Source organism: Paenibacillus sp. Paensp111, from assembly GCF_059492195.1.
Genome location: NZ_CP168527.1, coordinates 2,967,297 through 2,990,296 on the forward strand (window position 1 = coordinate 2,967,297; position 23,000 = coordinate 2,990,296).

Annotated in this window: 20 protein-coding genes; 3 read left to right on the forward strand and 17 right to left on the reverse strand. The window is 49.4% G+C overall.

The window, feature by feature from the left end; all coding sequences use genetic code 11:
- Positions 1-45: 45 nt before the first annotated feature.
- A complete protein-coding gene (locus ACEN86_RS13825) occupies positions 46-1,275 on the forward strand; it encodes a nucleotidyltransferase (RefSeq protein WP_495631193.1) in 1,230 nt (409 codons plus the stop codon).
- On the opposite strand, the gene ACEN86_RS13830 is transcribed toward ACEN86_RS13825, so the two are convergent.
- On the reverse strand, positions 1,262-2,293 hold the full coding sequence (locus tag ACEN86_RS13830; RefSeq protein WP_495631194.1) for a SepM family pheromone-processing serine protease: 1,032 nt from the start codon (positions 2,291-2,293) through the stop codon (positions 1,262-1,264). The two genes, ACEN86_RS13825 and ACEN86_RS13830, sit on opposite strands and share 14 nt — an antisense overlap.
- A gap of 154 nt (positions 2,294-2,447) precedes the next feature.
- On the opposite strand from ACEN86_RS13830, the gene ACEN86_RS13835 reads away from it, so the two are divergent.
- Positions 2,448-3,665 carry a nucleoside recognition domain-containing protein gene (locus tag ACEN86_RS13835; RefSeq protein ID WP_495631195.1) on the forward strand — a complete coding sequence of 406 codons (1,218 nt, stop codon included), beginning with the start codon at positions 2,448-2,450 and terminating at the stop codon, positions 3,663-3,665.
- Here ACEN86_RS13835 and coaD read toward each other — a convergent pair.
- From coaD to gpmA, 9 genes are all read right to left on the reverse strand, one after another.
- Positions 3,662-4,180, reverse strand: coding sequence for a pantetheine-phosphate adenylyltransferase (coaD, locus tag ACEN86_RS13840; RefSeq protein ID WP_495631196.1), 519 nt, complete (start codon positions 4,178-4,180; stop codon positions 3,662-3,664). The genes ACEN86_RS13835 and coaD overlap by 4 nt on opposite strands.
- Before the next feature lie 5 nt (positions 4,181-4,185).
- On the reverse strand, positions 4,186-4,773 hold the full coding sequence (rsmD, locus tag ACEN86_RS13845; protein WP_495631197.1) for a 16S rRNA (guanine(966)-N(2))-methyltransferase RsmD: 588 nt from the start codon (positions 4,771-4,773) through the stop codon (positions 4,186-4,188).
- Between the two features lie 398 nt (positions 4,774-5,171).
- Positions 5,172-5,279 carry a YjcZ family sporulation protein gene (locus tag ACEN86_RS13850; RefSeq protein ID WP_495631198.1) on the reverse strand — a complete coding sequence of 36 codons (108 nt, stop codon included), beginning with the start codon at positions 5,277-5,279 and terminating at the stop codon, positions 5,172-5,174.
- Between the two features lie 83 nt (positions 5,280-5,362).
- Positions 5,363-5,647 (reverse strand): hypothetical protein, encoded by a 285-nt coding sequence (locus ACEN86_RS13855; RefSeq protein ID WP_495631199.1) that lies wholly within the window; start codon positions 5,645-5,647, stop codon positions 5,363-5,365.
- A 304-nt stretch (positions 5,648-5,951) separates the two neighbouring features.
- Positions 5,952-6,464, reverse strand: coding sequence for an accessory gene regulator B family protein (locus ACEN86_RS13860; RefSeq protein ID WP_495631200.1), 513 nt, complete (start codon positions 6,462-6,464; stop codon positions 5,952-5,954).
- Positions 6,427-7,125, reverse strand: a complete 699-nt coding sequence (locus tag ACEN86_RS13865) for a hypothetical protein (protein ID WP_495631201.1) — start codon at positions 7,123-7,125, stop codon at positions 6,427-6,429. Before ACEN86_RS13865 ends, ACEN86_RS13860 begins: the two co-directional genes overlap by 38 nt.
- A 261-nt stretch (positions 7,126-7,386) precedes the next feature.
- Complete coding sequence (locus ACEN86_RS13870; RefSeq protein WP_495631202.1) at positions 7,387-8,292, reverse strand: cation diffusion facilitator family transporter; 906 nt, start codon at positions 8,290-8,292, stop codon at positions 7,387-7,389.
- 313 nt (positions 8,293-8,605) lie between these two features.
- Entirely contained in the window at positions 8,606-9,424 is an 819-nt protein-coding gene (locus tag ACEN86_RS13875; RefSeq protein WP_495631203.1) for a glycoside hydrolase family 25 protein, read from the reverse strand.
- Positions 9,425-9,490: 66 nt separating this feature from the next.
- The gene (gpmA, locus tag ACEN86_RS13880) at positions 9,491-10,240 is read right to left on the reverse strand and encodes a 2,3-diphosphoglycerate-dependent phosphoglycerate mutase (RefSeq protein ID WP_495631204.1); all 750 of its coding nucleotides are present in this window, start codon (positions 10,238-10,240) and stop codon (positions 9,491-9,493) included.
- A gap of 130 nt (positions 10,241-10,370) precedes the next feature.
- Here gpmA and ACEN86_RS13885 point away from each other — a divergent pair, with 130 nt between their 5' ends.
- Positions 10,371-11,045 (forward strand): tetratricopeptide repeat protein, encoded by a 675-nt coding sequence (locus ACEN86_RS13885; protein ID WP_495631205.1) that lies wholly within the window; start codon positions 10,371-10,373, stop codon positions 11,043-11,045.
- A 130-nt stretch (positions 11,046-11,175) separates the two neighbouring features.
- On the opposite strand, the gene nirB is transcribed toward ACEN86_RS13885, so the two are convergent.
- The 7 genes from nirB to helD form a co-directional block, all read right to left on the reverse strand.
- Positions 11,176-13,623 carry a nitrite reductase large subunit NirB gene (gene nirB / locus ACEN86_RS13890; RefSeq protein ID WP_495631206.1) on the reverse strand — a complete coding sequence of 816 codons (2,448 nt, stop codon included), beginning with the start codon at positions 13,621-13,623 and terminating at the stop codon, positions 11,176-11,178.
- Between the two features lie 342 nt (positions 13,624-13,965).
- A complete protein-coding gene (locus ACEN86_RS13895) occupies positions 13,966-17,133 on the reverse strand; it encodes an MMPL family transporter (RefSeq protein ID WP_495631207.1) in 3,168 nt (1,055 codons plus the stop codon).
- On the reverse strand, positions 17,133-17,579 hold the full coding sequence (locus ACEN86_RS13900) for a MarR family winged helix-turn-helix transcriptional regulator (RefSeq protein ID WP_495631208.1): 447 nt from the start codon (positions 17,577-17,579) through the stop codon (positions 17,133-17,135). Before ACEN86_RS13900 ends, ACEN86_RS13895 begins: the two co-directional genes overlap by 1 nt.
- 194 nt (positions 17,580-17,773) lie before the next feature.
- Complete coding sequence (locus tag ACEN86_RS13905; RefSeq protein WP_495631209.1) at positions 17,774-18,205, reverse strand: GNAT family N-acetyltransferase; 432 nt, start codon at positions 18,203-18,205, stop codon at positions 17,774-17,776.
- A gap of 207 nt (positions 18,206-18,412) precedes the next feature.
- A complete protein-coding gene (gene rpiA / locus ACEN86_RS13910) occupies positions 18,413-19,087 on the reverse strand; it encodes a ribose-5-phosphate isomerase RpiA (RefSeq protein ID WP_495631210.1) in 675 nt (224 codons plus the stop codon).
- A gap of 134 nt (positions 19,088-19,221) precedes the next feature.
- On the reverse strand, positions 19,222-20,463 hold the full coding sequence (gene bcbE, locus ACEN86_RS13915) for a bacillibactin exporter BcbE (RefSeq protein WP_495631211.1): 1,242 nt from the start codon (positions 20,461-20,463) through the stop codon (positions 19,222-19,224).
- 91 nt (positions 20,464-20,554) lie between these two features.
- Positions 20,555-22,900, reverse strand: a complete 2,346-nt coding sequence (gene helD, locus ACEN86_RS13920; protein ID WP_495631212.1) for an RNA polymerase recycling motor HelD — start codon at positions 22,898-22,900, stop codon at positions 20,555-20,557.
- Between the last annotated feature and the right edge of the window lie 100 nt (positions 22,901-23,000).

Consider the following 23,000-nt stretch of genomic DNA (forward strand, 5'->3'; position numbering starts at 1 on the left):
ATTATTTCTTTTAAAATCATCCACAGATGCAAGGAGGCCAAGATTTTGAGCATTGTCGGCGTAATTGTTGAATATAATCCGCTCCACCACGGACATGTCTATCACTTCACCCAGGCCAAGCAGCAGACTGGCGCCGAAGCGGCCATCGCCGTAATGAGCGGCAGCTTCCTTCAGCGGGGCGAGCCGGCCCTCGTCTCGAAATGGGCCCGGGCGGAAATGGCGCTGTCCATGGGAGCTGATGTCGTGTTCGAGCTGCCCGTGTCCTATGCCGTGCAGCCAGCGGAGTGGTTCGCGTACGGGGCCGTGTCGCTGCTGAATGCGACCGGTCTTGTGACGCACCTGGTCTTCGGCAGCGAGGAAGGAAGCACGGACAAGCTGCACGAGCTGGCCTCGCTGCTCGCCGAGGAGAGCAGCGACCTGAAGGACGCCGTGGCGGAGGAACTCGCCGCTGGCGTAAGCTACCCCGCCGCCTATGCTGCGGCGGCGGAGCGGACCCTTGCGCGCGGCGCAGCCGAAGGCGCGCGCGAGCTCTTGATGCAGCCCAACAATTCGCTTGGGCTGCACTACATGATCGCGCTGCGCCGGCTCGGCAGCACGATCACGCCCTTGACCATCCGGCGCGAAGCGGCCGGATACCACGATGCGCAGCCGGGCGAGGGGCCCATCGCCAGCGCCACCGCGATCCGGCGGCTGATATTGGCCGAGGGACTGCCGCAGGCGAGTCCCTACATGCCTGACTATGCCGCCGGCATCCTGGCCCGCGAGCTGCACGCGGGCCGCGGGCCTGTGACCTGGGAGTCGCTCCGTCCGCAGCTGCTGCACCAGCTGCTGATCAGCCCTGCGGAGCAGCTCTCCCAGATCTACGAGATGACTGAGGGACTGGAGTACCGGATCAAGAAGCTGCTGCCTCATCTGGCGGAGCCCACCGTAGCAAGCCTGCTTCAGGCCCTGAAGACCAAACGCTACACCCACACCAAGCTTCAGCGCCTGCTGGTGCATGTGCTTCTTGGGCACACTAAGCAGTCATTCACGCGGGAGATTCTATCGACAGGGCCTGGCTATTTGCGTGTGCTTGGCTTCACAGATAAGGGCCGAGAGCTGCTCCGTCGCATGAAAAAGACGGCCTCGCTTCCCATCCTGACGAGGCCGTCCGACTTGTCACATCCTCAGCTTGAGCTCGATCTTAGAGCCTCGGCTGTCCATGCGAGTTCTTACTCTTCCCTTGATACGAACCAGCTCTTCCGTGATTATCGCCAGCCACCTATCCAGCTTTAGCTGTAATCGAGCTTAGATAACGTAGGGCATCATCCACCGTCTTGACCGGTACAAGCTTCATAGAAGTCCCGATATCCTCAGCTTTCTTCTTCGCATCTTTGAAATTATCCTCAGGCACGAAGAAAATCTCAGCCTTCTGCCGGTCAGCCGCCACAATTTTGAACTGTACGCCGCCGATCGGCCCCACAGTTCCATCTGCCGACATGGTACCCGTTCCAGCAATCCGGTAACCTTTACTGAGGTCACCGGATGTGAGCCGGTTGTATATTTCCAGTGTGAACATCAGACCGGCTGAAGGCCCGCCGACCTCCGTCTTGGCGAATTCCACCTGCTTTTGCGGATCGGTAGATTTCACTTTTCTGAGTTCGCCTATGTTCAGCCCAAGACCTGCCCGGGTCTCCCCTGTTGCAGAGTCCTCCAAGCTCACGAGTCCTACCTTCTCGGTGATTTCTCTCCCGTCCCGATTTAGCTCAACCCGGACAACTTCACCCGGTTGTCTTCCTTTAAGCACCTCGGTCATATCTTCATGCCGGGTAACCGGCTTGTCCTCAACCTTTTGAATAATATCCCCAGGAACAAAATCCCCTTTAGGCGCAGGGGAAGTGGATAGGGATATGACAAATAGATATTCCGGCTCGATCCGGTAGGGCAGCTTGGCCTTGGCGTATGCCGCAGCCATCGCACTGGACTGGGAATCACTCATATAATACACCTGCTGAGTCTCATACTCTTTCCCGCCCTGCTCCGGCCTTTTTCGGACAATCTCCGCCTCGGAGTTGAACTGGGAAGTAATCAGCATCGCCAGATTCGCATAGGTCACTGATACGGTGGTCATCATGAAGGTCCCCTTCTCTTCGGGGTCTCCTCCCTTCACAATAATCATCGGCTTGATCTCCTCAGCCGTACCCGGCTGATTCACCATGTAAGGCGTAGGCATGTACACCACTACATACACAATTATAGTCATCATGATGATGTACATCGCCAGTTTAAAGATTTTTGAATTTCTCAGCTGCACCGGTGTCTCCTCTCCCTTGCCCGCAGCATGGACGAAGCTGGTCTGATCTCTGCCCGCCATGCATAAAATTTGTACTAGCCGTAAGAACAAGATGATGTGTCTTTGTAATTGAATAGTTCAATCCATCTTTATTCCATAATGAGGTGAGACATTCATGAAGGGAACGCACCAGCAAGGGGGATCCTTATGGGTAACTATTGCTTTGGCCAGCTGCGCCGTACTGCTTGCAGCCAGTATTGTGAATTCACCGGGTGCCGCGTTTGAAGCATCACTTCAGGGCTTGACTCTATGGTGGAGAATTGTATTCCCTGGACTATTGCCCTTCCTGGTCCTCTCCCAAATGCTGGTTGCTTACGGGTTGGTCCATGCCCTGGGCACCCTGCTTACCCCCCTGCTTCGAAAAGGATTGGGGGCTCCAGGGATTGCAGGCTGGGTCATCCCGCTCGGCTTAATCGCCGGTTTCCCAGCCGCTGCAGAAGCATCAGCCCAGTTGTATACAAGAGGAAGGATTACAGCCAGGCAGGCGGAAAAATTAGCCGCGGCCGGACACTTCTGTAATCCGATGCTGATTATTGTCGTTGTCGGTACCGGCTTTCTCCATAATCCGGGACTTGGCCTTCTTCTGGCAGCCGTGCATGGTATAGCAGGCATCCTTGCTGGAATCACTCTGCACAAGGTCATACTCCAGAGCCGCCGGGATCTATACCAGGCCGGCCCCGAACCTGTACGCACGGGGTCGCCACTACAGCAAGTAGTTCACAGCATGGAAGAAGCCCGCCGAATAGACGGGCGCAGCTTTGGTAAATTGCTTGGAGATTCAGTAGCTTCCGCAGTTCAGACATTAATGATGATCGGCGGGTATATGCTGATTTTCGCGGTGATCATACGTATGATCCAGTTCCATGTTCCGGGGATCGCCCCTTCCTTCATCCTTCCAGGCCTCCTAGAAGTACACTTGGGAGCGAACGCTGCCTCGACTTCCCTCTTCTCTTCCCCGGCACTGCAAGCCGCCTTAATCGGCGCGATTCTGGGCTTCAGCGGACTGTGTGCCTATCTGCAGGTTCGCGCCGTACTGCGGCCTTCCGGAATTGGAACGGGCGGGTTCCTGCTCACCCGGATTTTGCATGGAATCTATGCTTATGTACTAACACTTCTGCTTTGGAAGCCGCTGCTAAAGCTGTTCCCAGACGCTACCCCCGTCTATGGGGATTTCACTACTGACGGGAGGCTGAGATACCCCATACTTGAACTTCCGAGCTGGGACCAGGCCTTTTCACTAATGAAGCTGCAGTTCCTCAGCCTATTATTCATCACTGCCTGTCTGGTAGTGTTCGCCATACTGTGGCGCTTCCGTCACAGAGTATCCCGTTAAGGCTTAATCTGTGCCAATGCAGCGAACTTCTGCCTAAGAGCCTCCTCAACTTCCGGAAGCACCAAATCTACAACTTCACCCTGAAAACGGGCAATTTCCTTCACTACACTAGAGCTTAAGTAGCTGTATTTGGGATTCGTCATCATAAATATGGTCTCCACTTCACTATTCAGCTTGTGATTGATGGAGGCCATTTGCATTTCATATTCGAAGTCTGTAACAGAACGTACACCCTTAACAATGACGTGCGCCTTCTTCTGCACCATATAGTTCACCAGAAGATCACTGAAGCTGTCTACCTCAACATTGGGCAAATCCTTTGTTGCCTGCTGCAGCAGCTGCTTTCTCTCTTCCATGGTGAAAAGCGGGTTTTTACTCGAATTGTTAAGAACAGCTACAATTAAAATATCGAACTGTCTCGCGGCCCGCTGGATAATATCCATATGCCCCATCGTGACGGGATCAAAGCTGCCCGGATACACGGCAATTCTCAAGCTTTTGTTGTTATCATTCATACGACTTACTCCTCCTGTCCAGCCTCTTCCAAGTTCGCGCCCCGCTCATAGCTGTACACCGAGACTGCCGTCTCGCCGTATTCGGCTTTGCGTACACGTGTGAAATTACCAAATCGCTCCGGATATTCATAGGAAGATTCATATTCCAGAACAATCGTGGCGTTGTCCTCGAGAAGAGCCAGCTCATCCATCTTATTCATCAGCTTGTCCCCATGCTTGAGGCGGTATGGAGGATCCAGAAACACAAGGTCAAAGGAGGTCTCGCGCTTCGCCAGCGCCTTCAAAGCCCGCTCCGCATCATTCTTGTACACTTCGGCTTTATCCTCCATGCCTGTCGCTTTGAGATTGGCCTTCACAACCTCAAGACTCTTATATTCAAGATCTATAAATACCGCTCGATCCATGCCCCGGCTTAACGATTCGATCCCGAGTCCCCCGGTTCCAGCGAATAGGTCCAAGGCTCTCCCGCCGTCAAAATATGGACCAATCATACTGAATATGGCCTCCTTCACTTTATCCGTGGTCGGCCTTGTCCCAGTACCAGGCACAGCTTTAAGCGGTCTGCCTTTGGCAGTTCCTGAAATTACGCGCAATTTATGTCACCCTATCCTTCGTCACATCCGTGTCGCTTTTTTATGACGATATCGTACCATACTCCTCCCTGAAATGAAAAACGGATTCCCTATGTTTTCCCTTTTTTGTGACACCCAGGTATAAAAGTGACAAGAGCGGACACAATAAAGATATCGACATCACCAAATGTCGTAGACAACCGCGGAGAAGACTTACGTTTCCCCATAAGCTCTTCGTCCGGTTTCTCCTCTCCCATGATGGGGATCTCGCAAGAGATCCCCGGACAAAAGCCCTTGTATCGTGCATTTGTACGAGGGTTTTTGTCCTTTTTTTATTGGAGACAGGCTGGAAATACGTACAAAATCCCCGCCAGGCTTTCTCTGCCCGGCGGGGATAATGTTACATCACCTGGATTCCATTATAAAAGAATAGAACGGGAGATGATAACCAGCAGAATGAACAGAACCAGGATTGCGCCAGTCGATGTAAACATTCCGCCACCGTAGCCGCCTCTTACTTCGCTCATTTGTGAAAACCTCCTCTTTATTTAAGATACAATGGTAAGGTATTCAGGAGACAACCTGAAGGTTTGTACACTCACCCACCGATTTAATATTTCGTCCAATACTCTGTATTGCCATCCTCGCCGCTTTCCCGGGGAACTCCAGATTGTGCACGATCCCAGCCTTCCAGAATCCGTATGGTTCCCATATCACTCCGGTTCTCCCAAATAATATACTTCTCCTCCTCAAGCCGATGAAGTCCGGCCTCGATCTCCTCAGGACGGTGTCTGCCTGTGAGACGCTGAATATCCCGAATATCCGGCATACGCCGGTACTTCAAAGAAAAATTATACAGAATCCGCAGCAGCTTACGCTCGTAATCAGGGAGCATACGGAGTCCTCCTTTTCTATGTACATATGGCAGTTACAATTTCCCGAATGAGCCCATTTAAATTATATACGAACATATGTTCCGTTATCAAGCCTGAAGAAAGCCCATGTGAACCATGGGCTTCCACAGTTATATTAAATTGCTTCTCTGGTGGGTCTGAGCTGTTTTACAGCGAATTACTTAGACTTAATTTCTTTTAGTTCTTTAGGTAGCGACTTAGCTCCAATAAAACTTTTTGTGGAGAAGGAGGATTTCTTTGCACTTCTATACAACAACAACGAGATACTGCGGGCTAATTGCTGCTTCACCTTGGTTCACCTCCCTTCCAGAAAGGCAGAATAAGAAAAGCTTGTACAGCACAGGCAAGCGCTATCGCTGTAGAAAGAAATATTAAGTTAGAGAGCACAAGGGTAAATGAGGTGATTTTCATGTAAGGTGTCAAAGGCGAAGGGTTTAATTCCTCTAGAATATTAGGAGAGTACATCAAAAATACTGCTGCAGATAAAAGTGTGAGTAACCGTATTTGATCATGCTCCAATGATATGAACGAAATACTAACAAAAATGGTAGCGGATACAACAGCACAAAGGGTAAGCGACTTCATATGAACGCCGCCCGAGAACCTTCTTACCACCAGGAAGGAGGCCATGGCAAGGCAAGCCTTGCCCAAGTCCCCGGTGATCCATCCTGCCAGCATGGTGATCAGTATAGTGGCGATGAAATTCAGTCGTATTCCCAGCTCATACTCCAAAACTTCGAGGCTGACCGGTCCCTCTGGATCACTGGCCTTTATCCTGCTGGAGAGATGCTTCGACAATGCTTCTAACCCCTTCATAATCGCTCCTTTGCGAGAGGAAATAAGAAATGCTGAAGGTTGAGAAAGCCATGATGATAATACCCAGAGTATCTACGTTGTACAGAAAAAAGCTGATTAAGAAAATGGTTATCGTTGAAAGAATAGAGGCAATTAGCAAGGATGTCTGGTTGTTACGGGGAGTAGGGTGCCCGTCCTCTGGAATCTGGATAAACGAGAAGCCCAGTCTAAATGACTTAAGGAAGATAGCGATCCCATAGGCCGTGAGAATGGAGCTGATCTGGATCAGATACACAGCACCTTCAGTCTTCAACAGATCACTCTGATAGATCATACCCACCAGATGATACACGTAGTAGATCGTAAGCTGCAAAACTGCGTAAGCCGTAACTCCCGCCCCAGCAACAAATGAGGAATGACTGAACCTGAGCCTGTACACATATTTGATAAAGATCAGGAAGAATACATACTGAATGGGAAGATCCAGTTGCGGGATTTCAAGCACCAGTCTCATTACGAAGGAAAAAAGGGCTATGAATACAACAAGAGCAGCCACTTTGTAACGCTGGGACCAGAGGGGAAGCCTGTAAAGGGAGATCATGAGAGCAAACATGGCGAGGGCGTCAAAAACCCCAAGACCAATATAAACATAAGAAGACAACAAAATCCTGCACCACCCTTTACTTATTACCTAAATTATAGGGAAGTGCAGAGGAAAGTTCTAGTACTTTATGAATGCAAAATATGAAATTTAACAAGTATTTTTAGTAGTATCTTCACGAATCGATGGATATTATTGTATAATTAGTTAACATTTAAACGAGGAGTGATTATCTGTGAAAAGATTGGACTCGTTTGAGAGAATCCTCATTCTCTTTGCTGCTATCATCGTCCTCTTTATTATCGGTTCATGTACGGCCTTTCTCTACTTCTCCTCCCTTGTATCCCCTTGATACCAAGGATTGATATGCACCATAACCTCTTCTACGTAATTCACTTCACTCTTAATTGAATTCCGAATCGCTTTGCTTACATCATGACCTTGCTGTACCGTCATCTCACTTGGAATACTTACCCTGACATCAACAATAATGTAATTCCCGAGCTCCCGCGCCCGAATTCGGTCAATCCGCTTCACATGCTCGGCCCGCTTCACAATCTCATTGATCTGATCCAGCTGATCTTGGGAAATATTTTTCTCCATCAGGACGTCAACGGATTCCTTTCCCATCTTATACGCCAGCTTAAGCACGAAATAAGAGACTACCAGCCCGGCAATGGGATCACCGTATTTCGTAAAAGGAATATCATAATAATCTCCGATCAGTGCAAGACCTATCCCCGCACATGCGGCAGCAGAGGCATAGACATCTGCAAGATGATCATAGGCGGTTGCCATCAGACTTTTGCTGTTCTCCACCCTGCCGACCCGGATACAATACACATACAGCACCTGCTTCCAGATCAGTGATATCACTGCGGCGGATAAAGCGATTAAGCTTGCTTCCTCAGCAGGCGAGAAGAATGCTTCTATAGATTTGACTATCATAAGAACTGCGGCAAGCGCCAGGATTAAAGCCACTACGGCTGAGGCCAGAACCTCCGCTTTACCATGCCCGTAAGGGTGGTCCTCGTCCGCGGGTTTCTTCGAGATCCGGGTAGAGGTAAGCGCGGCAAAAGAAGCCACCACATCCCCCGCATTATGTATACCGTCTGCAACGAGAACTTGGCTCTTGAACAGAAAGCCGACAAAAATTTTAAGTCCTGTCAGAAACAAATTGCTGATCAGACTAATCCACACTGCCATAAAGGTTTTGTTTGCTTCTTGCATTCTTAGACATACCGCCTTGTTCGTAATTTGTGAATTCCTCCGGTCGATGGCCGGTCAATCTATCTTAACCAAAGGTGTGCGAGTGGGTCTAGAGAAACAGTGTTGTTGCCAGCCTTAAACAAGGGACATTCACAAAACTATTGACAAACCACAAAATTGTTTCTGTAGAGCAAAACAAGCTGAACTTGAACACGAATTAGACATGAAAAAAGCCAGCACCGATGGACATCCCCCTTTTCACTTGACACAGGGGGGTATGACCACGCTTTAACCACGGGTGCATGGCTATTCTAAGGACAGCTTTCCACTTAGATTAAGATTTCATGTTTCTTGAAGTGAACTTGGCAAGGATCGCCCCAAGCGTTCCAATATCAACCGGGTCTTCCGCTTTCCAATCCGTACTGATTCCGGCATTGTCGATCAGCCATTGTCTGCCGGATTCCTTCCAGGCTGGAACGCCTTTGTTGGTGCCAGAGGATTCCTGGTCGTCCTTGCCCTTCTTGTAGGCAGCCATCAGTTCAGCCTCACTCCCCTTATATTCATTAAGATCGACATTTCCACCGATTCCCGGAACCTTCCCTTCGCTCGTATACTGGAGGAATACCCAGGATTTCCATCCGGACTTATTTACCGGAGCTGTATTACTGTAATAGGCATACCACAGCGGCACATCAGCAAGACTGGCGTCCAGATATCCCTCTACAAAGCTGGGGTACGTGTATAACAAGGGGACCGTACCGGTCTGCCGCTTGAACTCATCAACCCAGGAACGCACTGTGGCGGTTATATTGGCCCGGGTTCCCGCCTCCTTGGTCTCTGCATCCAGCACAAAAGGCAGATCAAAAGTACTCATCCCCCCAGCTTGATGAATGACCTCCAGGAAATGATCTACTTCTGCTTTCACATCAGCAGGCTTGGCTGCTCTGGTGAAGTGATAGGCTCCTACCAGAAGTCCTGCTGACTTGGCTCCCTTAAGATAACTGAAAAACTGATTATCCGTGTATCGGCTGCTCTCCGTAGCTTTAATAAATACAAAGGATTTGCCTGCCGCTCTCACCTTCTGCCAATCGATAGATCCCTGCCAGTGGGAGACATCAATACCTTGTGCATGGTTCACGCTTCTGGTCTGCATACGATCCCTCCTTTTAGCTTAAGATAGCATATGCCAAAAAGGATAATCCCGTATCGGCCTGTACCCTTACTCCATAATCTTTCCGGGATCAGCCACCTTCTCGATCTTCTTCTCGGTCCGTCTCTCACTGCCCAGATAATACTTCTCTATAGGCCTGAAGTTCTTATCAAGAGTATATACGAGAGGTGTACCTGTAGGAATGTTGAGATCAATAACCTCCTCATCACTCATCTGGTCCAAATATTTAACCAGGGCTCTCAGGCTGTTGCCATGCGCGGAAATAATAACCCTTTTGCCTGCGGTGATCTGAGGAATAATCATCTTGTTCCAGTAGTCCTCCACCCGGACAATCGTCTCCTTCAAGCTCTCGGTCAGAGGTATATATTGATCCGGTACATCCCGGTATTTCACATCATTGCGCGGGTACCGATCATCCTCTTTGGTAAGGGCAGGAGGCAGCACATCGTATCCCCTGCGCCACAGATGAACCTGGTCCGCTCCATACTTCACAGCTGTAGCCTCTTTGCTTAGTCCCTGAAGGGCCCCATAATGCCGCTCATTGAGCTGCCAAGTCTTATGGACCGGAATCCACAGCAGGTCCATTTCTTCCAATATGTAATGTAAAGTCTTGATCGCCCGCTTCAGATAGGAAGTGAACGCTACATCAAACACGAACTCATCCTGCTTCAGCAGCTTACCAGCTTCCTTTGCCTCCGTTATTCCTTTCTCGGACAAATCCACGTCCGTCCAGCCGGTGAACCGATTCTCCAAGTTAAAAATACTTTCTCCGTGTCTCACAAGAACTAATCTGTACATGCGGCTATTCCTCTCCTCTCTAATTCATATAATATTTACCCATTATCTGCTGCGCATGGAACTAGTCCCGCCAGAGTCCTTCCTGCTTGTGATATAATCGGAAATAATTACAAATCTTCTGGAGGTTCCGATGTCTAAATTTATCCTTTTCTCAGCATTGTGGTGGCTTGTAGGAAACCCTTTTCTGGCATTAATCATTCTGCTGGCCATTATTTATGTGCTTGACCGGCAATTCGTCGGTGTGTTCCCCAGTGTGACCAAGCCGTTCAGACGATTGAGGGGCATATCCTTGCTTCGGCAGCAGCTTGCACTTAATCATCATGACATCTCAGCCAAACGTGATCTCGCAAGACTTCTGCTGGAGAGAAAGAAATACAGCGAAGCTTATAAGTTGTTACAAGAGATGGAATCGTCCTCGGAGGAATCTGCGGAATATTGGGACGATCTTGGAAATGCCGCTTTAGGACTCGGTCAAGTAGAGGAAGCCGAGGTACATATCCTTCATGCCCTGCAGCTTAATGAACGTGTTCGTTATGGACAACCCTATCTAAGACTTGCAGCTGTCTATCAAAATAAAGATCCCGAGAAATCTATAACCTATGCCGGGAAATTCAGCCTGATCCACTCTTCCTCCAGCGAAGCCTATTATTTGCTGGGCAACGTATACCAGTCGCTGAACCGAAAAGACGAGGCACGCAAGGCCTATACGGAATCAATCAGTATTTACCGTTCACTGCCCAAGTACAAGAAGCGTCACGAACGCAAATGGGCTTTGAGAAGCTGGTTCAAACGTCTAAGATTATAATCTGCCAATATTATACATCATAACCAGGGTATATAGAAAACCAGCCACCAGCAGACGATGATTTCGCATGCTGATGGCTGGTTATTTATTTAACATTTTAAACTTCTTAACTGTCAGAAATGCTTAAATCCTATTCCCCTTGATGACTCACACCCGTCACGGCAAGAGGCTCAAAGTTCTTACGCAGGCTCGGGTCATGGATAATTTCCTTCCATGGGTCACGGGTCTGCTCAAGAGCTATCCCAAGACGGTCCAGCAGCGCCTGCCGATCCTGCGGCTTCTCCAGCGCTTCCTTGATTGAAGCAAGCCCTACTCTCTCTACCCAATGGGCGGTTCGTTCATTCCACGAAGCATCCTCCCTGTAATACTGGAGAAAAGCTCCCGACCATTCCATGACCTCTTCTTCGGTCCGTACCGTACAGAGCAGGTCGGTTGCCCGCACCTTCACTCCTCCATTGCCTCCAACATGCAGCTCCCAGCCCCCGTCTATCGCCACAACGCCGAAATCCTTGATTGTGGCTTCAGCGCAGTTCCTCGGACAGCCGGATACCGCCATCTTGAATTTGGAAGGCGTACTTATTCTCTCATAGGCCTTCTCCAGCCGAACTCCCATGGCCATCGCATCCTGTGTACCGAACCGGCAAAAGGTATTACCCACACAGGTCTTGACCGTCCGAAGCGTCTTCCCGTACGCGTACCCGGAAGCCATATCCAGGTCCTCCCACATCCCTGGAAGATCCTCTTTCTTCACGCCAAGCAGATCCAGGCGCTGTCCGCCCGTAAATTTAACCAAAGGCACCTCATAGCGCTCGGCCACCTCAGCGATTCTCTTCAATTCAGACGGTGAAGTTACTCCGCCATAAATGCGGGGAACAACGGAATAGGTGCCGTCTTTCTGAATATTGGCGTGATAGCGTTCGTTCGTAATTCGGGATTCCCGCTCATCCTCATAAGAATCCGGCCACAGCATACCCAGATAGTAGTTAAGGGCGGGCCTGCACTTGGAGCAGCCTTCCGGCTCGCCCCAGCCCAGAACATTCATCGTCTCCTTCACACTCTTAAGCCCCATGGACTTCATCGACTGAATGATCTCGTCACGTCCAAGCGTAGTGCATCCGCAGATGCCCTCCTTGAGATCAACGGAAGCCGCTTCACCTGCATACAGATTCAGGAGTCCTTCTACAACAGGCTTACAGCCTCCACATGAGCCGGTTGCTTTTGTACAGGCTTTAATCGATCCAATCGATGTACATCCTTTATTCGTAATCGCATCTGCGATGGCTGCTTTGGACACTCCGTTGCACCCACATACAATCTCATCGTCCGGCATGGCTGCCAGCCGCTCAGAGGGATCGGCCTGAGTCTTACCAGGAGTGTAGCCAAGAAGCAGTTCCTTCTCCCGTCCTGCAACGGATTCTCCGCTCTTCATCAGAGAGAAAAGCATCGGGCCATCCCCCGTATCCCCGAACAATACGGAGCCAACCAGCTTATCGCCCCTTAGCACGATTTTTTTGTAGATTCCTTCCACTTCATCCTGATAACACATGGATCTTGTATCCTCTGAGCCTTTGAATTCCCCTGCAGAGAATACATTAACTCCGGATACTTTCAACTTGGTTGATGTCACAGATCCGTGATAGCCTTCGGTTGGCACCCCTGCCAGATGTTTGGCAAGTACGGCCCCTTGTTCATACAAGGGAGCTACAAGACCATAAGAGATCCCCCGGTGCTCTGCACATTCCCCCACCGCGTAGATCCCTTCTACGCCGGTGGACATATAGTCATTGACAAGAATCCCGCGCCCTACTGGAATCCCCGCATCCTTAGCAAGACTCATATTCGGTCTAATTCCCACGGCCATTACTACAAGATCCGTCTCAAGCAGGGTATCGTCTGTGAACGTAATATGGGTAACTCGCTTCCGTCCCCCGATATACTCGGTCTGCTTGTTCATCAGGAACTTCATTCCCTGATTCTCGAGTTCCCTTCTCAGCATCCGTGAAGCAGGAGAATCCAGCTGACGGTCCATAAGCTCTCCATGGAGATGAATAACGGTCACATCCATCCCAAGGTTCAACAGGCCCCTTGCTGCTTCCAGACCTAGCAGACCTCCGCCAATAACAGCCGCTTTCTTATACTTGCGAGAGACGTCAAGCATGGCCCTGCAATCCTTAATGTCCCGAAATCCGATAACCCCGTCCTTGGCAGCACCCGGAATAGGAAGCATATACGGGGAAGAGCCAGTCGCCATGACCAGAACATCGTAATCCGCAACTATCCCTTGATCCGAGACCACTCTTCGAGATTTGATATCCACATGCCCGACCCGGTGTCCCGCATAAAGCCTGATTCCGTTGTCTTCGTACCAGTTCCAGTCATTCAGCACAATCTCACTAATATCGGTTCCGCCTGCCAGGACAGTGGATAACATAATCCGGTTGTAGTTAGGATGCGGCTCAGCACCAAATATGGTGATCTCATAAGCATCCGGTGATAGTTTCAATAAATGTTCCAAGAATCTGATACCGGCCATTCCGTTGCCGATCATGACTAATTTCTTCCGCGCTGAGGTATGCATGAGCAGAACTCCTTTCAAATAGAGGAAGCAAACCGATTCAGGCACCTGCTGACCTTAATTTGTATCCATGTAAGATTTGTTACAGAAAATATACAATAGCATTTACATGTATGTCAATATATATGACATAAGTTTCTTTGAATTAGCTCTTTTTGACCAATAAACTTATGTATTGTGTTACGTTATATAACATAAACATACCATATTTATTTTTCAAACACTCATTAAAGTACTTAAGTCCCACAATATATAACATCTGCCACCGTGGATAAATAATAAAAAGAGCATCCCCCCAGCCAGTAAATGGCTGTTGGGACACTCTTTATAAGCAAAGCTTTTTATTCAACCGATATTCTGAGCCTTGGATGCTTTGACGCTCCCTGCTTCTTCCTTGCGGGAGAAAGGCCACCAGTTGGCATTTCCGAACATCTTGACCATAACCGGAATAAAGAACGGAAGAATAACCAGGGAATACAAGGCCAGACCCGTCAGCACCACGGTAGCAATTTGCATCATAGACATGACACCTGACGGATACATGGAAGCAAAGGTCCCGCCCAGAATAACAGCAGCAGATAGAATGACAGTACCCATATTTTTCATCGCATGCAGAATGGAATCTCCAACATTCCACTCTTTGTTCTCATTGAAACGATCCATCAGGAAGATACTATAATCGATCCCCAATGCCACAAGAATTACAAAACCGAAGAATGGAGTGGCCCAGCTGATGCCAGACATGCCCAGTATCTTCACGAAGATAAGCTCCGTAACTCCCAGGGAAGTGTAGAACGTGAGTACCAGTGAAGCAATGAGATAGATCGGCATAATAATAGAGCGAAGCAGGAGTACAAGAATGATGAATATACCCACCAGCATTAAAATAACTGTACGCAAGTAATCTTCGTTAGAGATGGCTCTCAGATCATTAAATGTGCTCGACACCCCGCCATATCCAATCTCGGCATCCGCTAGCTTGGTGCCTTGAATCGCACGGTCCACAGCTGCCTTGACCTGATCAACCTGGTTGATCGCTGTTGTTCCGTATGGGTTCTCAGAGAAGACGACATCCAGAGTCATAATCTTGCGATCCGGAGACAGGTAAGTATCGAACAATTGCGTGATATCCTTGTTGTTCAAAGCCTCAGCCGGAACGTAGAAGCCGCTCAGCCCGTTGTCTGCACCCCCGACCTCATTCAGATAGTCCTTCGCTGTATCAATTCCGCCGGACACTTTGGCAATTCCGTTCGCACTTTGGCTTAGCCCGTCAGTAAGCTTCGAAATTTGGCCTGAGAACTGGGTGAAGCCGTTCTGTACCTGCTTCTGACCGTTCTCAATTTGAGAGAGTCCGCTCACGACAGAAGGGATCTTGCCAATAATCTGGCCTTGACCTGAAGCCGCTTGATTCAGACCTGATTCTAGCTGGGAGATGCCGTTAATCAGCTGATCAAATCCGCCTGCAAGGGCAGCCTGGCCTCCTGCGACTTTAGCAAAGCCCTCATTCGCCTGCTTCAAGCCGCCAGCAGCCTGATTCAGAGCCGTCTGCAGCTGCTTAAGCCCTGCGGCCATCTGCGTCATACCCTTACCTGTCTCGGTAACCGTACCGCGAATGGTCAGATAGTCCGGGTCTTTCGCAAGCTCTGGATACTTGCTTTCCAGGCTGCTGAATTTACCACTGAGGCCATTAAGTCCTTGTGCAGCACCACTTAGCTGTTCATTAACATTGGACAGTCCGCCATCAATCGAGCCAAGTCCCTGGCCAATTTGCTGGTAAGACTTCAGAAGCTGCTGCTGGGCAGCGGCCAGCTGCTGGGCACTCTTCTTGGCCTGCTGCAGGCCCTGCTTAAGCTGCCCCGCTCCAGAGGAGCCGCTTCGGATTCCCTTCTCGATAGCAGATAATCCGTTACTTAGCTGGGAGATTCCGTCCTTGAGCTTCGCCGTACCTTCAGCCAGCTTCCCTGTGCTGTCGGCAGCCTGTTTAAGCTTCGGCTCATTCTCGCTTAACGAATTACTCGCCTTAGTAAGGCCCTCCTGAATGGTATTCAGCCCTTCATTTCCTTTGCCTAGTCCCTCGCCAACGGTCTTCACCTGCTCCGTCAGTTTGAAGTCCTTGACCTCATCACCGGTTGGACGGCTTAATCCGCGCACACTCGCCACGCCGTCAACCGATTTCACCTCCTGGCTGATCTTCTCCGCCAGAGCCATATACTCAGCCGAATCCATGCGTTCCTTATTCTTGATCACGATCGAAGTAGGCAGGGATTCACCAGGTTCAAAGCTGTCCGAAATGATGTTAAAAGCCTTGACGGACTCATAATTGCTGCCAATCTCCTCCATGCTGTTGAAGGATACCTTGCCGCTGTAAGTGAGCAGAAAAGGTACTGTGAATATGGCTACAAGCAGAATCGCCGCCCAAGGGCGCTTAAGAGAGAAAGAACCAAAGGCTCCCCAGAATTTGTTCTCCTTGTGCTCAAGCGAGCCTTTTGCAGGCCAAAAAATCTTGGTACCCAGCACAGCCATAAAGAACGGCACCACCGTAAGCAGGGCAAGCAGCATGACAGCAACCCCTACCGCTACGGCTACGGCTGATTTGTATAGAATAAATTTGGACAAACCAATTGCCGCAAAACCAACAAGTACAGCAAGACCTGAGAAAAACACCGTTTTTCCCGCAGTACGGTAGGTAGCAATAATAGCTTCCCATTTATCATCCGTATGCTGAAGCTCTTCCTTAAACCGGCTGATAAGCAGAATACAATAATCCGTCCCGATCCCGAACATAATAGCGACCATGAATATCTGGGTAAATGTCGATAACGGGAAATCATAAGAATCCACCAGGAAGGCAACCACCGACTGGGATACCACATAGCTGATTCCGACTGTAAGCAGCGGGATAAACGGCGCTACAAACGAACGGAAGCTAATGAATAGAATCAGTAGAATGAAGACGACAGTAATGTACTCAGATTTCTTGAGGCCGCTCTCCGAGCTGGCAATCGTATCTTCACTAATCTGCTCTTGACCCGTCAGATAGTGCTTAACCTTTACGGAATCCAGCGTACTGCGGATATCGTTCTCGATATCCTTGAGGGAGCGTTTGTCCTTATCAACCGAGAGGGCTGTCAAAATGGTCTTTCCATCCTTGGAGATCATTTTATCCGCCGCATCTGGAGTGGAGAAAGGATCCGTGATGGACACAATTCCAATTTTAGCTTTGGCCGCATCCAGTTTCTCAATGCCATCCTTGACCGCATCCTTGTCGGCCTGACTTAACGAAGTATCTTCATGAAAGACGAGCGCAATCTGTGTTTCTTTGCCTCCTCCCTTCATTGCTGTAATTTCCTTCATAATGGCGGACGCCTCGGATGAGGAATACCCGTCAGGGACCGATAAGTTCCCTTTCTGACGGACCAGATCCGCCATGGAAGGAGCCGTCATGACCAAGAGAACTGCAGCCGCAATCCACAGAAGGATAATCCACCATCTGGCTTTTAGAATCAACCTCATTATTCCTTACTCCCCTCTTCAAACATACTCGCGAGCTTCTCAAAATTAGTGATGAAAGACTCAATCTCTTCCGGAGTAAAATGGGTGAGATACCTGGACACCACTTCCTGCACTTTCTCATCAGCCTTGTCAGAAATCTCTCGGCCAAGTTCCGTAAGTGACAGATACACAAGTCTGCGGTCTCCCTCATCCCGGGTCCGCTCAATCAATCCCCGGTCCACAAGCCGGGTAATGATTGCTGTTATTGAGCTCTTGCCCACGCAAAAAACATCAGCAAGCTCTGTAGAGGTGCACTCCTGCTGTGTCTTGATATAGTACATAATCTGATACTGATCAATGGTCATCTCATCTTGAACCACCTTGGCAATCTCGCTGCTCAGCCGCTTGGTTACAATAGAAGAAGCCGTTACATACCGATCAATCAGCATCTTAGACTGCTGCTCCATTTCTCCCTCCTCCTTTTCTCTCTAAATGATTCACCTATGAAATAGTTCGACAATAGAACTTTAACGGTTTCCAATCCAGAAGTCAACCAGAGCTCTATAAGAATTATTAATCATGCCCTTAATCACAAAAAACCAACGTGAGTGTATGCATTACACCTGCGTTGGTTATCTAGCCCGCATATCCGGATGCTTGATTAGTCTTCCTGTAGTTCCGTTTCGTACATACAGCGAAACCGTTCGATTCCGTTCGGAAGCCGGCCGATACTTAATACGACAAAACCGATATTCCGATAAAAGTCAACCGCGTCTTCATCCGTCTCTGCGATGATGCGGTCCGGCTTCGCTTCATACAGAGCCTCAAGAACGATAGCTCTTCCGTAGCCCTGATTCCTGTGTTCGGGAGCAATCGCCAGATGGGTAATGTTCAGAGTATTGTGGTCATCCATCACATAACCGATAAGACCAATCAGCTCCCCTTCATGCTTAAGAGCATATAACTCAGCTCCTGCTTCTGCACGATAGCGGTTGATCGCGCCGGCGAGCGCATCTTCATCTGTATACACTGCATATTCCAACAGCTGACTTATTTCCGGACTTTCCACTTGATCCTTAACATTCACTAACATTTGCATATCCCCCTCTATGTAAAAACATCCAGATTATCGTCTGTATAGTTTACTCTATATAACAGAAACAACACAATCTATGCCGTCCAGCAAAGATCAATACCTTGGATTGCCAAATTTTCACCCGTTATCTTCTTATCAAAAAAAAGACCACACCCGCGCTAATGCCGGGCTGGTCTCTGGGTCCGATGCTCTCTAGCACCGGAGCTATTTCACTTCAATGATTTCAGTATGTCCATCCTCATAACCGACAACCGCCTTGGCTGCAATCCCAATGAACAGACCATGGTCAACAACCCCTGTTATGCGCTTCAATTCCTCGGCCAGCTGCTGAGGGGACTCAATCCGTCCGAATGACGCATCAATAATATAATTCCCATTATCCGTTACCACGATGTCCTGGTCTTTCATTCGAAGCTCAAAAGGAACTGGATAGCTCTCCCGAAGCGTATGCAGAGTCCATTCATAACAGAACGGCACAACTTCAATCGGCAGCTTGAACGCTCCCAGCTGATCTACAACCTTGCTGCCATCCGCCACAACGATAAATTGATCACTATGAAGTGCAACAAGCTTCTCACGAAGAAGCGCCGCGCCGCCGCCTTTGATCAGATTCAGCTGCGAATCAAGCTCATCAGCGCCATCAATCGCGATATCAAGCTTATCTACTTCGGACGCCTTCAATAATGGAATGTTATATTTCTGGGCAAGCTCCTCAGAGGCCTTCGAGGTGGCAATCGCGGTAATCTTAAGGCCCTCTGCTACCCTCTGCCCTAACTTCTCAATTGTGTAATAAGCGGTTGACCCGGTACCAAGCCCCACAGTCATGCCGTCTTTAACCCATTCGGCAGCCAGATAACCCGCCGCTTGTTTTCCATTCATTTGCTGTTCCTCCCGGTATGTATTGGCATGCCTCTATCATACCAAATGTGCACAGGGCTTGGCACCCCTTTCATAAATCAAAAGAAGCCCGCATACCGCAGGCTTTGGATAAAAATCTACACAGGTGTCCCTAACTAAGGCTGATGAATAGCATGTCTCCTTAAAGGAGGCTCCCCTTCCGGCTCCGCGGAGGGCCTAATCGCGAGGAGAATAAGGATCACCGCAGCAAGGGATACCACGGCAATGACGATGAACATGGTCATATGCGTCGTATGGATGAGCAAAGATACAACAGGCGGTCCCAAGGAGACGCCAATGAACCTCATGCTGCTGTACAGGGAGGTAATCGTCCCGCGCTGCTCCTTCTCGATGCCTTCTGTGATCAAGGTGTCTGTACAGGGCAGAACAATCCCTACCCCGGCACCGCAGACGATCAGGCAGGAGATCACGAAATAGATGTTATTGAACATGCTAATGCCGAATAGGGATCCCGTGGACAGTACCATTCCGATAACACTGGCCCATTTCATCAGCACTTTGTTTTTGCCGATTTTTTTGCCGGTAATATAGGAGGCCAGACACAGAGCCGCGAGCGGGATAGCCAGCACCAGTCCCTTCATAATACCCTTCAGGTGATGCTTGGTCTCAAGCTGCTCGGACAGATAGAACAGCACCCCGAACAACAGGAACATGCAGATCCCCCCGATAGCAAAGATCGCGTAGAGCCAGCGCCCTTTCTCCTTAAGGACGTCTTTCACATCCCGAAGGAACGATCGAAGTGAAGGAGCCTTCTCTTTTCGCTTGGGTGATTTGACCAAGAAGATTACAAGCAGCAGAGAGATCAGACAGAGGGCCGGAATGGTCAGGAAGGGAAGATACCATAACCAGGCTCCGAGGGCGGCGCCCAGAATTGGGCTTAACACTTTACCAAAAGTGTTGGAGGTCTCAATCAGCCCCAGGCTCTTGCTGACATCCTCCTCATTTTCAAACATGTCCCCCACGAGAGGAATCACAATAGGAAATGCTCCAGCAGCACCAATTCCCTGCAGGAACCGTCCCGCCAGAATGATCCAGTATACAGAAATCCCTTGCCCGAACCAAGGGGCAATTCCACATAACGCACCTCCGAGCCCCGTTATAATCAGACTGGGGATGATCACCATCTTCCGTCCAAATTTGTCCGATAAATAGCCGGCAATCGGAATAAGAATAATGGCTACGATAGCGTATACCGTAATTAGCATACTAACTTGGAAAGAATTAACCTTTAATTTCCGGGCAATTTCCGGAAGGATCGGAATGAGCATTGAATTACCCAAGGTCATGATTAACGGAATGGAAGCAAGCGCAAGAAGATCCCCTTTTTTGCTGTCCATGCTTTACTTACCACCTTTCAGATAACGAGCTGGCCCGAATACCTATTATTGTGGTTGAAAAGCAATGAGAATATTCTGCCTGCCCCATGAATCATGACAGGGTTAGATAGGTATCCGGCTTGGCCCCGGTAATGAAAGGACTAATGTCTCCGACCGAATAAATATGAAGCAGATGCATGGCCCGCGTGCATGCCGTATAGAACAGCTTCCGCTCTGTCTCACGAGCATAAGAGGCCGCAGATCCGTCATAGATCAGAACCGCATCAAACTCCACGCCTTTGGCTAGATATGCCGGAATCACGTGAATCCCACGTTCAAAATTCAGGGTCGTCTTCTTGATCAGCTTCACAGAGGGAACTTCATGCAGAACTTGATACGCGGCAAGGCTTTCCGCTGCTGTCTTGCAAATGACCGCAATCGTCTCGTACCCTTCGTCACGAAGAGTTTCGATATCCTTAAGCAGATTCCGGTGCAGCTCATCCTTGTCAGCCACTTTATGAACTTCCGGCAGCTCCCCGCTCCGGTTAAAGGCCTGAATCCGTTCTCCGCCTGGAATCATTCCCTTGGTGAATTCAACAATTTGCTTGGTTGATCGGTAGCTCCGTGTAAGAACAATCTGCTCGCTTTCCTCTTCACCATAGAGATCCGCAAGCACAGAAGACTGCTGCAGAACCGAGGCGTGGGCATAGATAGCCTGGTTAAGATCTCCGAGCGCAGTCATTCTGGCTCTGGGGAATAGCCGTTTAAGGAAGAACAGCTGGAACGGCGAGTAGTCCTGAGCTTCATCTATAAAGACATGCCGGATTGAGGTGTTGGAATGGAATCCCAGGATAAGCTCCTTGAGATACAGCATCGGGGTCGCATCCTCGTAAGCGAGCTCGGTCATCTTCAGTTTATTCAAAGTGAAGCTTGCGATCTCGGACCAGTGTTCCGGCAGGGCTCCACCGTTCAGCTCCTGCATCAGCTGCGGCTTCTCAAACAGCTGGGCATACAGCTTCTTGTTATCGATGAAGCGCAGACCCTTCACCCATTTCCGAAGCGGCTTGAGTCTGGTGCTGACCACCATCTTGGCCAGTATGGTCTTCTCGTCCTCATAGTCGTTGAAGGACTCACCCTTACGTCGATTCTTACGGCGCATCCGCTGAAAAGCCCTTTGATATTCTTCGCTGTCCAGCAGCTGAATCTGTTCTTCGACCCATGGTTTGTCAAGTTCACTCTTGGCGAAGGCCGCCAGCTCCTTGAGCAGCCACTCTTTCAACAATTCACACCGGTTAGCCAGTCTCACGGAACGGTCAAAGGCATAGAAACGGTCGTGAATAGCCGAGGCACCCACAATCTCCTGCCCCTGAAATCGTAAAGGCTTGAAGCGCATAAATTCCTGTTCCAGCTTATCCTTGTATTTGTTAATGACTTGGTAATATTGATGGGAGGATTTGTACTGAATGCCTTCTATCCGAGCCTCATAACCGTCTTCATTGTACTTTGAGAGCACGTATTCCAGCTGTTCAAAAGGATCCTCCAGTTGAAACTCCCGGCCGATCCGGTGTTCGAGATACTCCTGAAACGTAGTCTGGCGCATGTTCTCTTCCCCAAGCTCGGGAAGAACGGTCGATACATAGCTGTTAAACATGGGATTCGGAGAGAACAGAATCACCTGCTCTGCACTGAGATGCTCCCTGTATTTATAGAGCAGATAGGCTACACGCTGCAGAGCGGCTGAGGTCTTCCCGCTGCCCGCGGCCCCTTGAACGATCAGCATCCGGCTCCGGTCATTGCGGATAATCCGGTTCTGTTCCTTCTGGATTGTAGCGACAATACTCTTCATTTGTGCATCGGAAGATCGGCTGAGCACCTGCTGCAGCAGCTCATCTCCGATGGTTACGCCGGTATCGAACATGAATTTGATCTCGCCGTCACGAATGACATACTGCCGCTTAAGCTCAATAGTCCCGTCGATCTCGCCGGAAGGGGTCAGATAGGATGCCGGCCCCGGGGTACTGTCATAATACAGGTTCGAAATTGGCGCCCGCCAGTCATAGACCAGGAATTGTTCATCCTTCTCATCCAGAAGGGAGGCAATTCCAAGATAGATCGCTTCGGACTGTTCACCATTTTCTGCAAAATCAATCCGTCCGAAGTAAGGGGACTGAAATAAACGTTTCATCTTACCCAGAGCCGCATAGGCATGAAGATGACTGCGCTCCCGGTCGGACAGAATTTCAGACTGCTGGCGCAGGCTCGTGGACGTCTCGCCTACGTCATCCGATTCGCTGAAGTTAATCGTAACCTCATCCCAGAAGTCCTTTCTCATTTCAACAACGTCCCCGCGTACGCTGCCTACTTCCTGCTCCAGGCGTTTGATGCGTCGGCCAATGAGATGAGTCACTTCACTTACCCGTGTCTGCTCCTCCTGCCAGTCCTGATCATTTATAGTCAATGTTCATTCGCCCCTTTTCCTGTGTCTCTCATACCTGTTGACAATGTTGATGAGATGTGATAAAATTGACACAGGATTAATTTAATGTTCGTATTTACTT

Excerpts from the sequence above, each read along its gene's own strand:
- ACEN86_RS13875 (WP_495631203.1), bottom strand. The coding sequence starts at position 9,424 with ATGCAGACCAGAAGCGTGAACCATGCACAAGGTATTGATGTCTCCCAC.
- ACEN86_RS13885 (WP_495631205.1), top strand. The coding sequence starts at position 10,371 with ATGTCTAAATTTATCCTTTTCTCAGCATTGTGGTGGCTTGTAGGAAAC.
- ACEN86_RS13895 (WP_495631207.1), bottom strand. The coding sequence starts at position 17,133 with ATGAGGTTGATTCTAAAAGCCAGATGGTGGATTATCCTTCTGTGGATT.
- nirB (WP_495631206.1), bottom strand. The coding sequence starts at position 13,623 with ATGCATACCTCAGCGCGGAAGAAATTAGTCATGATCGGCAACGGAATG.
- ACEN86_RS13855 (WP_495631199.1), bottom strand. The coding sequence starts at position 5,647 with ATGCTCCCTGATTACGAGCGTAAGCTGCTGCGGATTCTGTATAATTTT.
- ACEN86_RS13870 (WP_495631202.1), bottom strand. The coding sequence starts at position 8,292 with ATGCAAGAAGCAAACAAAACCTTTATGGCAGTGTGGATTAGTCTGATC.
- bcbE (WP_495631211.1), bottom strand. The coding sequence starts at position 20,463 with ATGGACAGCAAAAAAGGGGATCTTCTTGCGCTTGCTTCCATTCCGTTA.
- ACEN86_RS13900 (WP_495631208.1), bottom strand. The coding sequence starts at position 17,579 with ATGGAGCAGCAGTCTAAGATGCTGATTGATCGGTATGTAACGGCTTCT.
- ACEN86_RS13835 (WP_495631195.1), top strand. The coding sequence starts at position 2,448 with ATGAAGGGAACGCACCAGCAAGGGGGATCCTTATGGGTAACTATTGCT.
- gpmA (WP_495631204.1), bottom strand. The coding sequence starts at position 10,240 with ATGTACAGATTAGTTCTTGTGAGACACGGAGAAAGTATTTTTAACTTG.
- coaD (WP_495631196.1), bottom strand. The coding sequence starts at position 4,180 with ATGAATGATAACAACAAAAGCTTGAGAATTGCCGTGTATCCGGGCAGC.
- ACEN86_RS13905 (WP_495631209.1), bottom strand. The coding sequence starts at position 18,205 with ATGTTAGTGAATGTTAAGGATCAAGTGGAAAGTCCGGAAATAAGTCAG.
- ACEN86_RS13850 (WP_495631198.1), bottom strand. The coding sequence starts at position 5,279 with ATGAGCGAAGTAAGAGGCGGCTACGGTGGCGGAATGTTTACATCGACT.
- rpiA (WP_495631210.1), bottom strand. The coding sequence starts at position 19,087 with ATGAATGGAAAACAAGCGGCGGGTTATCTGGCTGCCGAATGGGTTAAA.